The sequence below is a fragment of the Actinoplanes sp. NPDC024001 genome (genome assembly GCF_040638955.1).
Lineage (GTDB): Bacteria > Actinomycetota > Actinomycetes > Mycobacteriales > Micromonosporaceae > Actinoplanes.
On the sequence record NZ_JBEZZB010000017.1, the window covers coordinates 1 to 16,425 of the forward strand.

The 16,425-nt window shown below is 72.6% G+C and carries 14 protein-coding genes; 5 read left to right on the forward strand and 9 right to left on the reverse strand.

Annotated elements, in window-relative coordinates; all coding sequences use genetic code 11:
• Nucleotides 1–645: 645 nt before the first annotated feature.
• Nucleotides 646–945, reverse strand: coding sequence for a hypothetical protein (locus tag AB0F81_RS09165; RefSeq protein WP_360193441.1), 300 nt, complete (start codon nucleotides 943–945; stop codon nucleotides 646–648).
• Nucleotides 946–1,362: 417 nt separating this feature from the next.
• On the opposite strand from AB0F81_RS09165, the gene AB0F81_RS09170 reads away from it, so the two are divergent.
• Nucleotides 1,363–1,782 carry a hypothetical protein gene (locus AB0F81_RS09170; RefSeq protein WP_360193444.1) on the forward strand — a complete coding sequence of 140 codons (420 nt, stop codon included), beginning with the start codon at nucleotides 1,363–1,365 and terminating at the stop codon, nucleotides 1,780–1,782.
• Between the two features lie 4 nt (nucleotides 1,783–1,786).
• Here AB0F81_RS09170 and AB0F81_RS09175 read toward each other — a convergent pair whose 3' ends face one another.
• From AB0F81_RS09175 to AB0F81_RS09200, 6 genes are all read right to left on the reverse strand, one after another.
• Nucleotides 1,787–2,431: a response regulator transcription factor gene (locus AB0F81_RS09175; protein ID WP_360193446.1), complete on the reverse strand. Its 645-nt coding sequence runs from the start codon at nucleotides 2,429–2,431 to the stop codon at nucleotides 1,787–1,789.
• Complete coding sequence (locus AB0F81_RS09180; protein WP_360193449.1) at nucleotides 2,419–3,660, reverse strand: sensor domain-containing protein; 1,242 nt, start codon at nucleotides 3,658–3,660, stop codon at nucleotides 2,419–2,421. Before AB0F81_RS09180 ends, AB0F81_RS09175 begins: the two co-directional genes overlap by 13 nt.
• 82 nt (nucleotides 3,661–3,742) lie before the next feature.
• A complete protein-coding gene (locus AB0F81_RS09185) occupies nucleotides 3,743–6,223 on the reverse strand; it encodes an ABC transporter permease (protein WP_360193452.1) in 2,481 nt (826 codons plus the stop codon).
• Nucleotides 6,220–6,945 (reverse strand): ABC transporter ATP-binding protein, encoded by a 726-nt coding sequence (locus AB0F81_RS09190; RefSeq protein WP_360193455.1) that lies wholly within the window; start codon nucleotides 6,943–6,945, stop codon nucleotides 6,220–6,222. The genes AB0F81_RS09185 and AB0F81_RS09190 overlap by 4 nt, the downstream gene beginning before the upstream one ends.
• An 88-nt stretch (nucleotides 6,946–7,033) precedes the next feature.
• A complete protein-coding gene (locus AB0F81_RS09195; protein ID WP_360193458.1) occupies nucleotides 7,034–7,747 on the reverse strand; it encodes a hypothetical protein in 714 nt (237 codons plus the stop codon).
• A 22-nt stretch (nucleotides 7,748–7,769) separates the two neighbouring features.
• Entirely contained in the window at nucleotides 7,770–9,014 is a 1,245-nt protein-coding gene (locus AB0F81_RS09200) for an NADH:flavin oxidoreductase/NADH oxidase family protein (protein ID WP_360193461.1), read from the reverse strand.
• A gap of 63 nt (nucleotides 9,015–9,077) precedes the next feature.
• Between AB0F81_RS09200 and AB0F81_RS09205 the strand changes: the two genes are divergently transcribed.
• From AB0F81_RS09205 to AB0F81_RS09215, 3 genes are all read left to right on the forward strand, one after another.
• A complete protein-coding gene (locus tag AB0F81_RS09205; protein WP_360193464.1) occupies nucleotides 9,078–9,644 on the forward strand; it encodes a WHG domain-containing protein in 567 nt (188 codons plus the stop codon).
• 131 nt (nucleotides 9,645–9,775) lie between these two features.
• Nucleotides 9,776–10,585: an acetoacetate decarboxylase family protein gene (locus tag AB0F81_RS09210; protein ID WP_360193467.1), complete on the forward strand. Its 810-nt coding sequence runs from the start codon at nucleotides 9,776–9,778 to the stop codon at nucleotides 10,583–10,585.
• Nucleotides 10,582–12,102: a succinic semialdehyde dehydrogenase gene (locus AB0F81_RS09215; protein ID WP_360193470.1), complete on the forward strand. Its 1,521-nt coding sequence runs from the start codon at nucleotides 10,582–10,584 to the stop codon at nucleotides 12,100–12,102. The genes AB0F81_RS09210 and AB0F81_RS09215 overlap by 4 nt, the downstream gene beginning before the upstream one ends.
• Nucleotides 12,103–12,145: 43 nt before the next feature.
• On the opposite strand, the gene AB0F81_RS09220 is transcribed toward AB0F81_RS09215, so the two are convergent.
• Together AB0F81_RS09220 and AB0F81_RS09225 are read right to left on the reverse strand one after the other, a co-directional pair.
• Nucleotides 12,146–12,949, reverse strand: coding sequence for an alpha/beta hydrolase (locus AB0F81_RS09220; protein WP_360193473.1), 804 nt, complete (start codon nucleotides 12,947–12,949; stop codon nucleotides 12,146–12,148).
• A gap of 83 nt (nucleotides 12,950–13,032) precedes the next feature.
• Nucleotides 13,033–13,395, reverse strand: a complete 363-nt coding sequence (locus tag AB0F81_RS09225; protein ID WP_360193476.1) for an MmpS family transport accessory protein — start codon at nucleotides 13,393–13,395, stop codon at nucleotides 13,033–13,035.
• Nucleotides 13,396–13,465: 70 nt separating this feature from the next.
• Here AB0F81_RS09225 and AB0F81_RS09230 point away from each other — a divergent pair, with 70 nt between their 5' ends.
• Nucleotides 13,466–16,399 (forward strand): NACHT domain-containing protein, encoded by a 2,934-nt coding sequence (locus tag AB0F81_RS09230; protein WP_360193479.1) that lies wholly within the window; start codon nucleotides 13,466–13,468, stop codon nucleotides 16,397–16,399.
• The last annotated feature ends 26 nt before the right edge of the window (nucleotides 16,400–16,425 follow it).

The following is a 16,425-nucleotide window of genomic DNA, read 5'->3' on the forward strand; positions in this document are numbered from 1 at the left end:
GCGGCCGACCCGAACGGACACTGGCCGCCAGCCGGCGGGCTCGGCTGCGCCTGAGTGTTGCTGCGGCTGGCCCGAACGGACGCTGGCCGCCGGCCGGCGGGCTTGGCTGCGCCTGGGTGTTGCTGCGGCTGGCCCGAACGGATCCTGGCCGCCGGCCGGCGGGCTCGGCTGCGTCTGGGTGTTGCTGCGGCTGGCCCGAACCAACACTGGCCGCCAGCCGGTTCGCTCGGCTGCGCCGGAGGAACGTTTCGGCCGGTCTGAACTGACACTGGCCGTCAGCCGGTCGGCTTGGCTGCGTCTGGGAGTTGCTTCGGCCGGCTCGATGCGACGCTGACGGTCAGCCGAGTGGTTCCACAATGGATCGCACAGTCCCGTTGTGGCGCGCTGAGCGCACCAACGTCACGCGGTCCGGCGTGGCAGTGGCCGGCGCTCTGGCAGGCACTTTCAGTCCGGCTGGTTCGCGTGACCTTGCGGCCCGGTCTTTCGCGATCTCGTCAATTCCGGCGCACCGTCAGAATGGACCTCAATGAACTCTGCGAACGGGCCCTGCCTCGGGAAGCTGGTGTGGAGCATCGCGTTGGCCGGCGAGTGTCTGCGCTCAGTGTGTGGAGTAAGTGTTGATGATCCACGCGCGCTGAGCGGTGATCAGAAGGTGAAGCGGGTGGCATCAGGCTCGCAGAACGATGTGCCCGCCGCCGGCCCGCGGCACTGGCCGTCGACGAGGGGCCGGCCGTTCAGCGGCTCACCGAGATCCACCTCGTAGGGCACTTGATCATTGCCCTGGCAGGAGGCCACCTCACCCGGTGGCTTCGCCGCCACGCTGAACGTCACCACCACCTCGGACCTGCGCGGCTCGATCCGGGGCGCCAGCACCTCGCCGGTGACGCCGCTGTTGCAGCCCAGCCGGGAGACCAGCGCGGTGAACGTCGTGGACGACCGCTGCAACCGCTGGTTCTCCGGCAGGAACCAGACTGCCGCGTCGCCGGGCGGACCCGGCGTGCCCGCTGATGCCGACGGACGCGGCGCGGCCGCTGAACCGGGCGGACCAGGCACGCCAACTGAACCCGACGGACGCGGCGCGGCCGCTGAACCGGACGAAGTCGGCACGCCCGCTGAACCGGACGGACTCGATGCGGCCGCTGAACCGGAGGAGCCCGGCAGGCTCTCGGCCGGGCCGTCCCCGCACGCCGGCAACGAGGCCATCCCCAGCACCATCACGACAAGCCCGCCTCTGATCCTCACCCGGCTGAGACGCCGCGCGCCCGGCGCCGGTTCCACGCCCGAAGGGGGACTCAACTCCCCCCCCCGATCCGGTGGCTGGCAGGAGTGTTCCCCGCCGCCGCCCGGCGAAGGCTTACCGGCATGACAACGACGACCCCAACCACCACCACCCCGTACGCGATCCGCGCCGCCTTCCTGTTCTGGATGGGCGCCCTGGCCGCCGGCGTCGCCGAGATGATCCTGCAGGTCGCCGAGTTCCCCGGTGTCGCCGTGCGGCTGGCCGTCTACGCGATCGTCGCCGCCGTCGCGCTGCGCATGCGCGCCGGCCGCAACTGGGCCCGCTGGACACTCGCCGTCGGCCTCGGCGTCTTCGGCACGCTGTCGCTGGTGATCGAGCCCATCACCTGGCTGCTCGACGGCAACGCGCTCGGCGACGCGCTCGCGCGTACCGATCTGACCGGCGTGCTCACCGCGGCCAGCCGGATCCTGCACATCCTGTGCGTCTGGGCCGCGGTGCCGCTGATGTTCAGCCCCGGCACTGGTGCGTACTTCCGGCGCTGACGCCTCAGCTGTTCAGGTACGCCAGGACGGCGCGAACCCGCCGGTGCGCGTCGTCGGCCGGCGGCAGGTCGAGTTTGCCGAAGATGCTGCTGATGTGTTTCTCGACCGACACCGGGGCGAGCACGAGGGCGGCACAGATCGCCGAGTTCGACAGGCCCTGCGCCATCAGGTCGAGCACCTGGCGTTCGCGGGGGGTGAGCCCGTCGACGCCGTGGTTGCGGGTGCTGCGGGTGAACAGCTGCCGCACCACTTCGGGGTCCATGGCGGTGCCGCCGGCGGCCACCCGTTCCACCGCGTCGAGGAACTCGTCGAGGTCGGTGACCCGGTCCTTGAGCAGATATCCGACGCCGCCGCGGCCGTCGGCGAGCAGTTCGGCGGCGTAGGCCCGCTCGACGTACTGCGAGACGATGAGCACCCGGGTGTCCGGGTCGGCGGCACGCAGCTTCAAGGCCGCGCGCAGCCCCTCGTCGCGGAACCCGGGCGGCAGGCGTACGTCGACGATCGAAAGGTCGGGCTGGTGCTCGCCGACCGCGGTGATCAGGCCGGCGGCGTCGCCGACGGCGGCGACGACGGTGTGCCCGGTGTCGGTGAGCAGCCGGACCATCCCGTCGCGCAGCAGCAGCAGGTCTTCGGCGATCACGATTCGCATGGCATCTCCGCGAGCAGAACGGTGGGCCCGCCGGGCGGGCTGGTCAGGGTGAGCCGGCCGTCCAGGGCCTCGACGCGCCGGCGGAGGCCGTCGATGCCGGATCCGTCCGGGTCGGCGCCGCCCCGGCCGTCGTCGCTGACCCGGACGGCGACGCCGCCGGGCGTACGCCGGACCGCAACCACGCACCGGTCGGCGTGCGCGTGCTTGGCGGCGTTGGCGAGTCCTTCGGCGACGACGAAGTACGCCGCCGACTCCACCGCCGCCGGGTAGCGCTCGTCCGCGTCGGCGTCGATCTCGACCGGTACCGGGCTGTCCCCGGCCAGCGCGGCCAGGGCGGCCGCCAGGCCCCGGTCGGTGAGGATCGGCGGATGGATGCCGCGCACGAGCCGGCGCAGTTCCGCGAGGGCGTCGTCCAGCTGCCGCCGGGCCAGCTGCACGTCGGCGCTCACCTCGGCCGGCTCGGTCGCGGTGCGCAGTTTCCGGGCGGTGAGCGCCAGGGTCATGCCGGCCGCGACGATGCGTGCCTGAGCGCCGTCGTGCAGGTCGCGCTCGATCCGGCGCAGCTCGGCGGCCTGCGCGTCCACCACCCGCCGCCGGCTGCGGGCGAGCTGTTCGGCGGTCTCCACCAGCCGCCGGTGCTCGCCGGGTGCGAGCAGTGCCCGGGCGAGCCGGATCTGCCCGGCGGCGAGCGACCGCAGCAGGGCCGCCACCAGCGGCGCCGCCAGCAGGCCGAGGACGACCAGGAGGAACCGGCCGCCGGTGGTGGTCATCAGCGGGTCGGCGGGGAACGGCGCCCGCGGGTTGGGGACCGCCCACAGCCAGACGGGCGCCACGATCGCGCCGAGGGTGAGCAGGGTGGTGACGATGGCGACGACCCCGCCGACCAGCCCGATCGGGAAGAGGATCATCAGCCAGGCCAGGTCGCGCCAGGTGGCCGGCTGCGTGCCGACCGCGGCGACCCGCCGGCTCAGCGGGCCGTCCGGCGACGGCAGGTACGGCGAGGGGATCGGCTCGCCGAGCACCCAGCCGGCCCGGCGCCGTTCCAGGCCGGCGAGCCGGCGGGTGAGCCAGGCGGCGCCGAGGAACGCCGGCCCGCCGGCCTGGGTGATCGCCAGCAGGGTGACGCCGAGGGTGGCGGCCAGGCTCCACAGCAGACCGGCCGCCCCGGCGACCGGTCCGGTGGCCAGGTAGGCCAGCGCCCGCAGGGTCGCCTTGATCCGCATCGACATCGCACCGGATCCTAGGGCCCGCCGGGGGCATCCGGCACCACCTGGACCTCGCCCTGCCATCGTGTGACGCATCAGATAGGCCTCAGACCTGGGCGGGGAGGCCACCGCGGCGCAGCATCAGCCGGGCCGGCAGGATTCCGGCGGCCAGGCCGAGCAGGGCGACCGTGCCGGCCATCGCCGCGTAGGTCCCCGGGTCGACGATCAGCCGCAGCACCCCGTCCTGGGCGACGCTGAACGTGCCCACCACGATGCCGCAGACGGCGGCGCCGAGCAGCAGGCCCACCGCGACCGTGATCGCCGCTTCCCGGCCGGCGAGCCGGTGCACCTGGCCCGTGGTCGCGCCGACCAGGCGCAGGTCGGCGAACTCGCGCCGCCGTGCGGCGGTGGCGATGGCGAACGTGTTGACGACGGCGATCGCGGTGAATCCGAGGGAGATGGCGACCATCAGCTCCCACGCACCCTGCTGTTCGGACTTGTCACCGGCCGCGACGACCGGCGGCGCGGTCGCGCTGTCGCCCGCCACGTCGCCGCTCAGTGCCACCGAGGCGACCAGGCCCTTCGGGTCGTGTGCCGCCACCAGCTCGGCGGGCAGCACCAGCTCGCCGAAGCCGCGCGCCCGGGTGTAGGTGGCGGACAGCCGGAGTTCCACCCGGGTGCCGTCGGCCAGCCAGAGCGGCACCGTCTCGCCGATCCGCCATCCGTACTGGCCGATCACGTAGGAGCTGGCGGCGAACGTGCTCGCACCGCCCAGCGCGCCGCCGGACAGGCCCAGATCGAGGGCCGGGGTGGTGCCGGTGCTCAGCAGGCCCTGCGCGGGGTAGTCCTCCGGTTTGCCACCCTTGACCGCGATCACCCGGGTCGGCAGCAGCGCGGCGGCGCCGGTCACCCCGGGCTGGGCGGCGATCTGCCGTGCGGCGTCCAGCGGCATGCCGCCGGGCGCGCCGACCAGCGCGGTTGCCGGGGCGGTCCGCTCCCGCTGCTCCTGCCCGGCGAGGCGGTCCAGCAGTGAGCCGTTGAGCAGCATGGTCGCGTTGACCGCGAACATCAGCACCAGCGGCACGGCGACCGCGGCGACCCGGCGCGACTCGGCCCGGCTGATCAGGCCGGCCAGCCCGAACGGGCGGCTCAGCACGGCGGTCAGGGCGCGGACCAGCAGCGGGCCGGCCGCCGCGACCGCGCAGAGCAGCAGGGCGGACGACACGAAGCTCATGCCCATGCCGAGCGGGCCGCCCAGCGGCACGAAGCTGAGCACCGCGACCGCCCCGGCCGTGGTCACCAGTGCGACGACCGTACGGACAATCCTGCTGCCGCCCGGCGCCGTCGTGGTCTCGGTGAGTGCCTGGGTGGGCGCGATGCGCGCCGCTCGCCGCCCGGCGATGCGCGCCGCGATGAAGGTCACCAGGATTCCGGCCAGCCCGGCCGCCAGCAGCACCGGCACGCTGACCGCCACGGTGAACTGGGCCGGCACGACGCCGAGCGCCTGGAAACGGGCCGCCACGACCTGCGCGAAGAACACTCCCAGCGGGGCGGCGGGCAGCGCGGCCAGCGCGGCGAGCAGCACGCTCTCCACGCCCAGCAGGGTGCGCAGCCGGCGCGGGGTCGCTCCGATGGTGCGCAGCAGCGCGAGTTCGCGCAGCCTCTGCCGCACGCTGAGGGTGACCGTGCCGGTCAGCACGAACACCGCCGCGAACGCGGTGATGCCGAGAACGAAACCGAAAATCGAGATCGGGGCGATGTAGTCGGGCAGCGCACCCGGCAGGTCGGCGCCGACCCGGTCACCATCGGTGAGCACGGGTGCTCCCGCCGCGTGCTCCCGGACGGCCGCCGCCAGCGCCGGCACGTCCGTGCCGGGCGCGGCCAGCACACCCATCGCGGTCGGTCCGGCCAGGCCGGACACCGCGGCCACCTCGCCGTCGGCGAGGAACACCGCGCCCTGCGCGGGCAGCCCGTCGCCGCCGGCAGGTGCCGCGACGCCACTGATCTCGACGGTACGGCTACCGGTACGCGTCGTCAGCACCAGCGGGTCACCGACCGCGAGCCGCCCCCGTCCGGCCAGGTCGGCGTCGATCACCACCTCGCCGTCTCCCGGCGCCCGCCCGTCACGCAGCGTGTACGGCGTCAGTGCCGCCGACGACCAGCCGTGCCCGATCACCGGCGCGTCGTCGGCGCCGCGCACCGGTGTCCCGCCCCGGGTGGCCGCCTGCACCGGGAAGGCGGCGTCGGCCACCACCCGCTCCACGCCCGGCAGCCCGCGCAGCCGGCCGGCCAGCTCCGCCGGCAGGGTTCCCGCGCCGGTGAGCCGTTCGGTCTTGACCTTGCGCTTGAGCTTGGTCTTGCCCTCTTTCTTCTTCTTGGTGGTGACCGTCTCCACGCTGACGTCCCGGGCGCCGGAGACCACCACCGCGGCGGCGGCGAACCGGTCGGCCGGCGGTTTCGCCGTCAGCACCGAGAACAGCAGCAGTCCGCCGCCGGCCAGCAGGGCGACCGCCAGGAGGGCGGCGAGGAACGTGCCCGCGTACGCGCCGCGGTGCCGGCGCAGTGTGCCCAGGGCCAGCCGGATCATCGGGTCACCGCCGTCAGCTGCTCGGCGACCTTCTCCGCCGACGGCGCGTGCATCTCGGTGACGATCCGGCCGTCGGCCAGGAACACCACCCGGTCCGCCCAGGCCGCCGCGGCCGGGTCGTGGGTCACCATGACGATCGTGGTGCCGAGGTCGTCGACCGCCTCGCGCAGCAGGGTCAGCACCTCGCGGCCGCTGGCCAGATCCAGCGCTCCGGTCGGCTCGTCGGCGAAGACCACCTCGGGCCGGGCCGCGAGCGCCCGGGCCAGTGCCACCCGCTGCCGTTGTCCGCCGGAGAGCCGGCCCGGGTGGTCGTTCTCCCGCCCGGCCAGCCCCACCCGGTTCAGCACCTCGCGGGCCCAGCGGCGGTCCGGCCGGACGCCGGCGAGCCGCTGCGGCAGCAGCACGTTGTGCCAGACCGACAGCGAGTCGAGCAGGTTGTAGGACTGGAAGACGAAACCGACCCGCGCCCGGCGCGCCTGCGTCAACTTGGGCTCACGCAGCCGCCCGATCTCCTGCCCGGCCAGCAGCACCCGGCCGCTGTCGGCCCGGTCGAGCCCGGCCGCGCACTGCAGCAGCGTCGACTTGCCGGATCCGGACGGTCCCATCACCGCCGTGAACGATCCCGCTCCGAATGCCACGGACACCCCGTCCAGTGCCTGGACGGCCGCCCCCGGATACCGCTTCATCAGGTCGATCACCTCGACCACCACCGTGTCTCGCATGGATCTCAGCCTGGTGAATCAAGGGCTGGAGCGGCACACGGCAAACCATGAAGTTCGGGGGTATGGACAGCCCTACCCTCACGGCTGGTCAGCCGCGCGGGAACAGGGCGCTGAACATCGGCCAGCTGATCCAGTCGGTCAGCCAGGTCGCGTCGAGCGTGGTGGCGGTGTCCGGGCGGTTCGGGTCGCAGGCCGGCCAGTGGACGGTCAGCCACCGCTGCTCGGCGCCGTGGACCCGGTCCCAGCGGCGGCGCACGAGGCCGGTCACGGCTCGCTGCCGCTGGGGGTCGGTGGCCGCGTGCCGCCCCAGGTAGCAGACGGCGGTGAGGAGCGTGGACTGGCCGGAGAGGGTCCGCTCGTCCAGGTCGCGGTCGGGATCGGCGGGCCGCTGCAGGAGGCGCTCCAGTTCGGCCAGCACCGCGGCCCAGGCCCGATCGTCGCCGGCGGCGGCCAGAGCCAGCAGCGCGTAGTCGCGGATCGACTCGTCCGGGTCGGCGAGGGCCCGTGCACAGACGTCACCGGCGGCGGGGCCCGAGCGTTTGGCGAGCGCGATCAGTGCCGCGCAGCGTTCCGGTGCGGATCTGTTTGGGTCCACGGCGACGGCGCGCAGGATCGCGGGGCCGTCCGGCCCGTCGGCCTCGCCGAGGGCGGCGACGAGGTCACAGGCGTGGTCCTCGTCCGGTGCGGCCGCGAGCGCCGCCAGCAGCGCCCGCTCACCTCGCGGCCCGGCGTGCACGGCGTCGGTCAGCGCCGTCTCGAAGCTGTCGTGGCCGGGGTCGGCGAGGGCTGATTCGATCGACATCGGCGCTCCTTCGTCCTGCCGATCATGAAGGATAGGCGGGACGGTTGCGCAGCCAGGCGCGGTACCGGCGCAGGGCGAATCCCTGCAGCACGGTCTCCGTCGCGAGTGCGATCTTCGGGTTGATGCCGGGTTTGGTCCGCCGGCCCGCACCGAGCCGGCGCAGCTGACGGCGAACCCGGGCCATGCCGGCGGCGGAGGCGATCGCCTTGTCCCTCATGCGGACCGGTGCGAGTTCGACTGCGGCGCCCGCGTCGTGATGCCACCGGGCCGGCAGGTCGGGGTCGACGGCCAGGGCGCTGCCCATGCCCACGAGGTCGACGCCGCTGGCCAGCACCTCTTCGGCGACGGCGCGGCGGACCACGCCTCCGGTGAGCATCAGCGGGATCTCGCTGGTCTGCACGAGTTGCTCGGCGAGGGTCAGGAAGTAGGCCTCCCGGGAACGGGTGCGGGCGTCGCCGGACTGCCCGGTCATCGCCGGGCTCTCGTAGCTGCCGCCGGAGAGCTCGACGACGTCGACGCCGAGCGGCGCCAGCATCGCGATGACCGCCCTGGCGTCGTCGGCGTCGAAACCGCCGCGCTGGAAGTCGGCGGAGTTCAGCTTGACGGCCACGGTGAACTCGGTGGCGACGACGGCACGCACGGCGCGGACGATGTCGAGCAGCAACCGGGCCCGGTTCTCCAGGCTGCCGCCCCACCGGTCGGTGCGCCGGTTGGCCAGCGGGGAGAGGAACTGGGAGAGCAGGTAACCGTGTGCGGCGTGGATCTCCACGCCGTCGAAGCCGGCCTCCTCGGCGCGCTGGGCGGTGGTCGCGAAACGGGCGATCGTCTGCTCGATCTGGTCCTGGGTCATCGCGACCGGCTCGGCGAATCGCTTGCTGTTCCTGCCGAGGTCGACGCGGACCGCCGACGGTCCCCAGGCGACGCCGGGCATGTCGGCGCGGACCTGCCGGCCGGGGTGGTTGATCTGCATCCACACGGCGGCGCCGCCGCTCTTGGCGGCCTCCGCCCATTGCCGGAAGGGCTCCAGCGGGGCCTGCGCGTCGAGGACGACCCCGGCCGGGCCGGTGAGCGCTTCGGCGTGGACCATGACGTTGCCGGTGATGATCAGACCGACCCCACCCTGACTCCAGCGGCGGTAGAGCCGGAACAGCGCCGTGTCCGGGAGCTGGCCGCGGGCGGCCATGTTCTCCTCCATCGCGGCCTTCACCAGACGGTTCGGCAGCACCGAGCCGTTGGGAAGCGGAAACGGTGTGAAGACGGGCGACATGGCGGCTCCTGGAATGCGGTATGTTTACGGCGCTCACATGAGCGTAGGAAAGGGATGTAAGCGGTGTCAACTTCTGAGAAGAGTGGCTACCATCACGGCGATCTGCGCGCGGCGCTGCTGACGACCGCGATGCGCATGCTCGAGGCCGGCGAGCCGTTCTCGTTGCGCGCCATAGCCCGCGAGGCGGGTGTTTCGCCGACCGCGCCGTACCGTCATTTCGCCGACCGCGACGCCCTGGAATCCGCGCTGGCCGCCCAGGGGCTGCGCGACCTGAAGGTGGATCTGGCCGAGGGGCGCACGCCGCCGGAGTCGCCGCGCGATCTCGCCGAGCTGGCGGTCACCTACGTCGCGTTCGCGCTGCGCCGCCCCGCCCTGTTCCGGCTCATGTTCGGCAACGCCTGCGACGGGGGCAGTGAGGAGCGGGTCCAGGCTGCTGCCGAGATCCATGAACTGCTGAGGGCCGCCATGGTGCGGGTCTTCCCGTCCGGTGATGCCGAGGCGCTCGCCGCCGCCGGCTGGGCTCTGGCGCACGGGCTGGCCTACCTGCACCTGGACGGCAAGCTCCCGGCGACGTCGAGTGGTGAGGTTGCGGACCGGGTCCGTGCCGCGTTCGCCGCCATCCTGTGTTGACGGTGCTTACATTGACCCATACTCTCCTCATGTAAGCACCGTAAACATGAGGAGAGTGGCGTATGGTCACGGTCGATCTGGGCGGTCGTTCGGTGGAAGTCGTGGAAGGCGGTTGGTACGACCGATACCGGATGAAGACTGATCTCGACGTCGTCGCCGCCGATCCGCGGGTGCGAAGTGTCGATTTCTTTCGGCGGCTGCCCAAAACGCGGGTCGATTCGCCCGTCGGCGAGACGCTGACGCCCAACTTCTACTACCGGATCTCCACTGCCCGGCTCACCATGGTCGCGCCGTCACGCGCGATCCGGAGCCGGCTCCCTCGAGAACTGTCTCCGCTGGAAGTGGCCCCGGGCCTCGGCCTCGTCTCGGTGATGTTCTTCCGCTACGACGTGTGCGACATCGATTTCTACACCGAGGCCGCCGTCGGCATCGCGGTTCGCCCGGCACGCCACGGTGGACTCGGGTTCGTCGACACGGTCGCGGCCCTCAAGAACGAGCATCTGCACTCCTACGTGCTCTCCCTGCCGGTCAGCAGCGAGATCGCTCAGGTCCGCGGCCACGACGGTTACGGCTTCCCCAAATGGGTCACCGACCTCGATGTCCAGATCGACGCCGAGCGTACGACGGCGCGGGTCGCGGACGACCTGGCCTTCTCCGCCGCCACACCCCGGCAGACCGCCCACCGCGGCGGGGACGTCGTCTCCGCGCTGACGTCTTACACGACCATCGACGGCGCCTGGCACGCGACCTTCAGCCAGACGAACGTGCTCTCCGCGGGCACGGTCCGCTTCCCGCGCGGCGTCAACCTGGAACTCGGCACCGGGCGGCTCTCCGACGACGTGCGCTCGCTCAAGCCGATCAGAACCATCCAGTTCGACGTCGTCGCCGAGGGTCAGCTCGCTCTCCACATGCCCGTCCCGACATCGGTGCGCGGACGATGAACCTCGCGAGCCTGGTCACCGCGGCCCCCGGCGCGGCAACGATCACCACCACCGAGCCCTACACGGGCAAGCCCCTCGCTGACCTCCCGACCTCGACCGCCCAGGACGTACGGGACGCCTTCGCCCGCGCGCGCGTCGCGCAGGCCGACTGGGCCGCCACGCCGGTCGCCGAGCGCAAGCGGATCATGCTGCGGTTCCACGACCTCGTGCTGGAGCGTCAGGAGCAGGCACTCGACCTCATGCAGTCCGAGAACGGCAAGACCCGCCGCGACGCCTTCCTCGAGGTCACCGACATCGCCATCACCGCGCGCTACTACGCGCGCAGCGCCGCCGCACTGCTCGCGCCGCGGCGCCGGCGGGGCGCCGTCCCGGTGCTGACCCACACCACCGAGCTGCGCCACCCCAAGGGCGTCGTCACGGTGATCTCGCCGTGGAACTATCCGCTCAGCATGGCGGCCGGCGACGCGATCCCGGCCCTGATGGCCGGCAACGCCGTCGTCCAGAAGCCGGACACCCAGACCGCGTTGACCGCGCTGTGGGCCCTGGACCTGATGCGCGAGGCCGGCCTGCCGGCCGACGTGTGGCAGATGGTGATCGGACCGGGAAGCTCGATCGGCGACGCGCTCATGGCCGGCGCCGACTACCTGATGTTCACCGGCTCCACCGCCAGCGGCCGCCGCATCGCCCGCGGCGCCGGCGAGCGGCTGATCGGCGCCTCGCTGGAACTCGGCGGCAAGAACCCGATGATCGTGCTCGCCGACGCCGACGTCGAGCGGACCGTCGAGGGCGCGATCGCCGCCTGCTTCTCGTCGACCGGGCAGCTCTGCGTGTCCGTGGAGCGCATGTACGTCGCTGACGAGATCTTCGCCGAGTTCACCGCCGCCTTCGCCGCCCGGACCCGGCAACTGCGCATCGGTGCGGCCTACGACTACAGCGTCGACGTCGGCAGCCTCACCACGTCCGCCCAGCTCGACACCGTCACCGCGCACGTTCGGGACGCCCTCGCCAAAGGCGCGACCCTGCTCGCCGGTGGCACCGCCCGCCCCGACCTGGGCCCGCTCTTCTACGAACCGACCATCCTCACCGGCGTGACCCCCGACATGACGCTCTTCGATCAGGAGACCTTCGGCCCGGTCGTCTCGATCTACCGGTTCACCGACCTCGACGACGCCGTCCAGCGTGCCAACGCCACCCCCTACGGGCTCAACGCCAGCGTCTGGACCCGCGACGGCGCCGCGGGCCGGGCCGTGGCCGCTCGCATCCACGCCGGCACCGTCAACGTCAACGAGGCGTTCGCCGCCGCCTGGGGCAGCGTCGACGCTCCGATGGGCGGGATGGGCGACTCCGGCCCCGGCCGCCGCCACGGAGCCGAGGGCCTGCTCAAATACACCGAACCGCAGACCATCGCCCACCAGCGGCTGCAAGGCTTCACACCCCCGGCCGGGATCAGCCCCGAGCGCTGGACGCGCATGATCACGACCGTACTGAAGGCCCTGAAACGTCTGGGGACCCGCTGAGCAAGCGGGTGGCGGGCGAACCGCCCGCCACCCGCGCCGAAGGTCAGGCGCGCTCGCGCGCCGCCTTCTCGATGAACGATGCGGTGATCGACGGCTGCGACACGAACACCGCGTGCGAGGCGTTCTTGACGGTACGCACGGTGCCGCCGGCCCGGTCCGCCTGGTAGTGCTGCACGGCGGGCGGGATGTTGAGGTCGGCCCCGGCGACCAGGAAGTAGCTGGGGATCGTCGTCCAGGCCTGCGGGCCGGCCGCGTCCTCGTTGAGCGCGGCCGCGGTGACCGGGCGCTGGGCGACCGCCATCAGCGCGGTCTGCGACGCCGGGACGTCCGCGGCGAACTGCTTGCGGAACAGCTTCGGGTCGACGTAGAGGTCGGCGTTGCCGTCCGGCAGCGGGACGGTCCGCAACGTCTCACCGAGGGTGCTGCCCGGGAACTTCTCTGACAGTTCCACCGCGCTCTCCCCGGCCAGCGGGGCGAACGCGGCGACGAAGACCAGCGCCTTCACATCGCGGTCGCCGGCTGCCGCGCTGCTGGCCACCATGCCACCGTACGAATGACCGACCAGCACGATCGGACCCTCGATGCTGGCGAGCAGGGCTTTGACGTTCGCGGCGTCGGCGGCGACGCCGCGCAGTGGGTTGGCGGCCGCCACCACCGGATAGCCGTCGTCCTGCAGCCGGCGGACGACACCGTTCCAGCCGCTGGAGTCGGCGAACGCGCCGTGGATCAGAACGACGGTGGGTTTCGGCTGGTGCGCGACGGCCGGGCCGGCGGCGACCACCGTGGCGGTGGTGAGTACGGCAGCCGCGGCCAGTCCGGCGACGCGGTTGATGGCGTTCGATGCCATGGTGCTGCTCCTGACGAAGACGGGAAATCTCTCGGGTCAGGACGCTAGGAACCGGCAGTGGAAAATCAGTTCCGATCGAGTGTTCACCAGCCGGTGACGTGCGCGGTGCAGCCGGTGGCGTGGTCCGCCGTCGCCTCCGCCGCCACCGTGCCGTCGACCGTGATGCGGCAGGTGACCACATCGGACTTGTCGGCGAGCGCGGCGAGGGTCACCCAGGCGCTGAGCCCGCCCACCGTGACCTCGGCCGACCAGGGCGTGGTGAGTTTCCCGCCCTCGGTGCCGCGCTCGCCGGCGGCGTCCCACCGGATCTGGCCGGCGGCCCCGCTGCGGGTGGTCACCTCCAGCCGGACCCGGTGCTCCGCGAAGCGGTGCAGGGCGACGATCGTGGCGCCGCCGGCGAAGAGCAGCACCGCCGCTGTGATCAGGAGGCGTCGAGGTCGGGTCACCGCGGCAGGATAGGCGATGCGGTGTCTCAGTAGGATCGAAGTCCGGACGTCGACGGGGGTAACTGCGTTCATGGACTTCCTGCTGGGCGCCGTCGCTGCGGCGGTCGAGTTCCTCGCGAGCAAGGCGATCGACGCGCTCTTCCAGCGGCTGCGCCTGGATCCACGGCAGGGTGACGTCGACCATCGGGCGGTGACCGCGCAGGCCACCCGCAGCCTCACCGCGCTGCGCGAGGGCGAGCTCCGTTCGGTGCCGGAGAACGAGTGGCAGGCCGCCGTCCTGGCGGTGCGGGACTCGTTGCAGGCCGCCGTGCCGGTGATCGAGAAGGAGATGTTCGACGGGTCCCTGCGGCTGGAGCGCCTGCAGCGGCTGATCGAGCACAAGGCCGCGCCGGTGCTCGCCCGGGCCGGCCTCGGCGACGCCGGCCGCGGGGCGTACCAGCGGATTCTCGCCGAGGTCAGTGCCGCGCTGGCCGATTACGTCCGGGGCCGTGACGAGTGGGCGCTGGCCGTGCAGGAGCGGATCCGTAACCAGGTCGACGAGGTGCAACAGCAGGTCGTCAACCTGCCCGGCCGCCTGCTCTGGGAGCGTGCGGAGGCCGCCCGCGCCTTTGAGGTGCGCTACCTGGCGCAGCTGTTGCGCCGCCTCGACGAGATCGAGCTGTTCGGCGTGGCGATGGGCCGCGGGGTGGAGAAATACCGGCTCGACGACGCCTATGTGGGCATGAAGGTGGCCCGGGCCGCCGGCCACGACCGGGACTACAGCGGTTCCGGCATCGCGGTCGCCGACGCCCTCGCCGAGGACCGCCGCCTGCTGATCCGGGGCGGAGCGGGCGCCGGCAAGACCACGCTGCTGCGCTGGCTCGCGGTGACCGAGGCCGGCCCCGACGGGTCGGGCCGGTTCGTCCCGATCTTCCTGCCGCTGCGCCGCTATCTGGACCGCAAGCTGCCCGAGCCGGACCGGATGGTGCTCGCCGCCGACGACATGCTCGCCAACGAGATGCCGTCCGGGTGGGGCAACGCACTGCTGCGCTCGGGGCGCGCGTTGGTGCTGGTCGACGGCGTCGACGAGGTGCCCGCCGACCGGCGGGCCGAGGTGCGCACCTGGCTGAGCGAGCTGGCCGACGCCTACCCCGACGCGCGTTACGTGGTGACCACCCGCCCGTTCGCGGTGGAGACCGCCTGGCTGTCCGGTCACCGGTTCGTCACCTACGACCTGTTGCCGATGAGCCGCCGCGGCATCGGGGAGTACCTGGCCTTCTGGCATGACGCGGCCGGGCGCCGTACCGGCACCGACGAGGACGAGCGGGAGCGGCTGCAGCAGACCCGCGAACATCTGGCCACGCTGCTGGAACGCAACAGCGAGCTGCGGCGGCTGGCGGGCAGCCCGCTGCTGTGCGGGCTGATCTGCGCGCTCGCCCAGAAGCCCTACATGCGCTTGCCGCACGACCGCAAGGGCATCTACGAGGCGGCGCTCGACCTGCTGCTGGAGGGCTGGGACGAGCAGAAGCACCCGCACATCGGCCGGGAGCTGTCGCTGGAGAAGGCCGAGCAGCTGGTGCTGCTGCAGCGGCTGGCGTACTCGTACGTGCGCAACCAGAACCTGCTGATCAGCACCGAGGAGGCGGTCCGCCGCATCGCCGGGCACATGCGCGGCCTGCGCACCCATGACGCCGACCCGGAGCAGGTGCTGCGCTGGATCCTGGAGCGCACCGGCGTGCTGCGCGAGCCGGACGACGACCAGGTCCAGTTCCTGCACCGCACGTTCCGCGACTATCTGGCCGGGCGGGAGATCGCCGACGTCGGCGACTTCGACTATCTGCTCAGCAACGCCCACCACAGCGAGTGGTACGACGTGGTGGTCATGGCGGTCGCGCACACCTCCCGCAAGGAACGCGACCGGATCCTGTCCGAGCTGATCGCCCGCGGCAACCGGGAGCCGCGCATCCGCGACCGGCTGCACCTGATCGCCGCGGCCTGCCTGGAACACGTCGTGGTGACCAACACCAACGACGTCCGCGACCAGGTGCACGAGGCGGCCCAGCGGCTGATCCCACCGGCCGGGCCGGACGAGGCGGAGCTGCTGGCCCGGGCCGGATCGTTCGTGCTGGAGCTGCTGCCCGGCCCGGACGGCCTGTCCGAGGATCAGGCGGCCGCGGTCATCCGGGCCGCCGCGCTGATCGGCGGCCCCGGCGCCTGGGAGCTGATCAAACGGTTCACCGACGTGCCGCAGCAACGCGTCGTCGAGGAACTGCTACGTGCCTGGCGCGAGTCCGACGACCCCTCGGAGTACGCCCGGGAGGTCCTCGCCGACGTCGACTTCGGCGACCTCTACCTGGACCGCAACGGCTGGCGTGAGGTCCGCGACCTGATGTATCTGAACCGGCTGACCGCGGTGGCGGTGCGCGGTGACGTCATGCCGCTGAACCCGCTCGCCGCGATCTCGTCGCTGCGCCGGCTGAAGCTGATGCAGAACGACGTGGTGCGGGACCTGTCGCCGCTGGCGCAGCGCCGGTCGCTGCGGTCGCTGTCGCTGATCCGGTGCAGTGCCCTGCGTGACCTGTCCGGGCTGGCCGGCTCCACGGTCGTGGACCTGTCGCTTTTCCAGACCCCGGCCGACCTGTCCACGTTGCACGCCGCGCCGCTGCGGATGCTGACAGTGCGGCACCCGGACCTGCACGACGGCCTCGCGGCCCTGCCGGACGGGCTGCCGCTCTCCGCACTGAAGATCACGAACCGGGCCGAGGACCGGCGGCTGGACGGCCTCGACCGGTTCCCGCGGCTGCGCTGGCTGTCGATCACCGGTGCGCCCACCGACGACGACCTGGCCGCGCTCGCCGCCTCGCCGGTCAGCGTCCTCACGGTCGAGGAGCCGCGCACGCTGAAAACCCTGTACGGACTGGCCGGCACGGGCGTACGGGTGCTGTGGGTCGTCGAACCGCCGGAGGGGGAGCGGGTGACCGAGCTCGCCGCCGCCCTGCGTGACGTCAAGGTGTACACCGCGTGAACTATTGCCCGAACCGGGATAGGCCG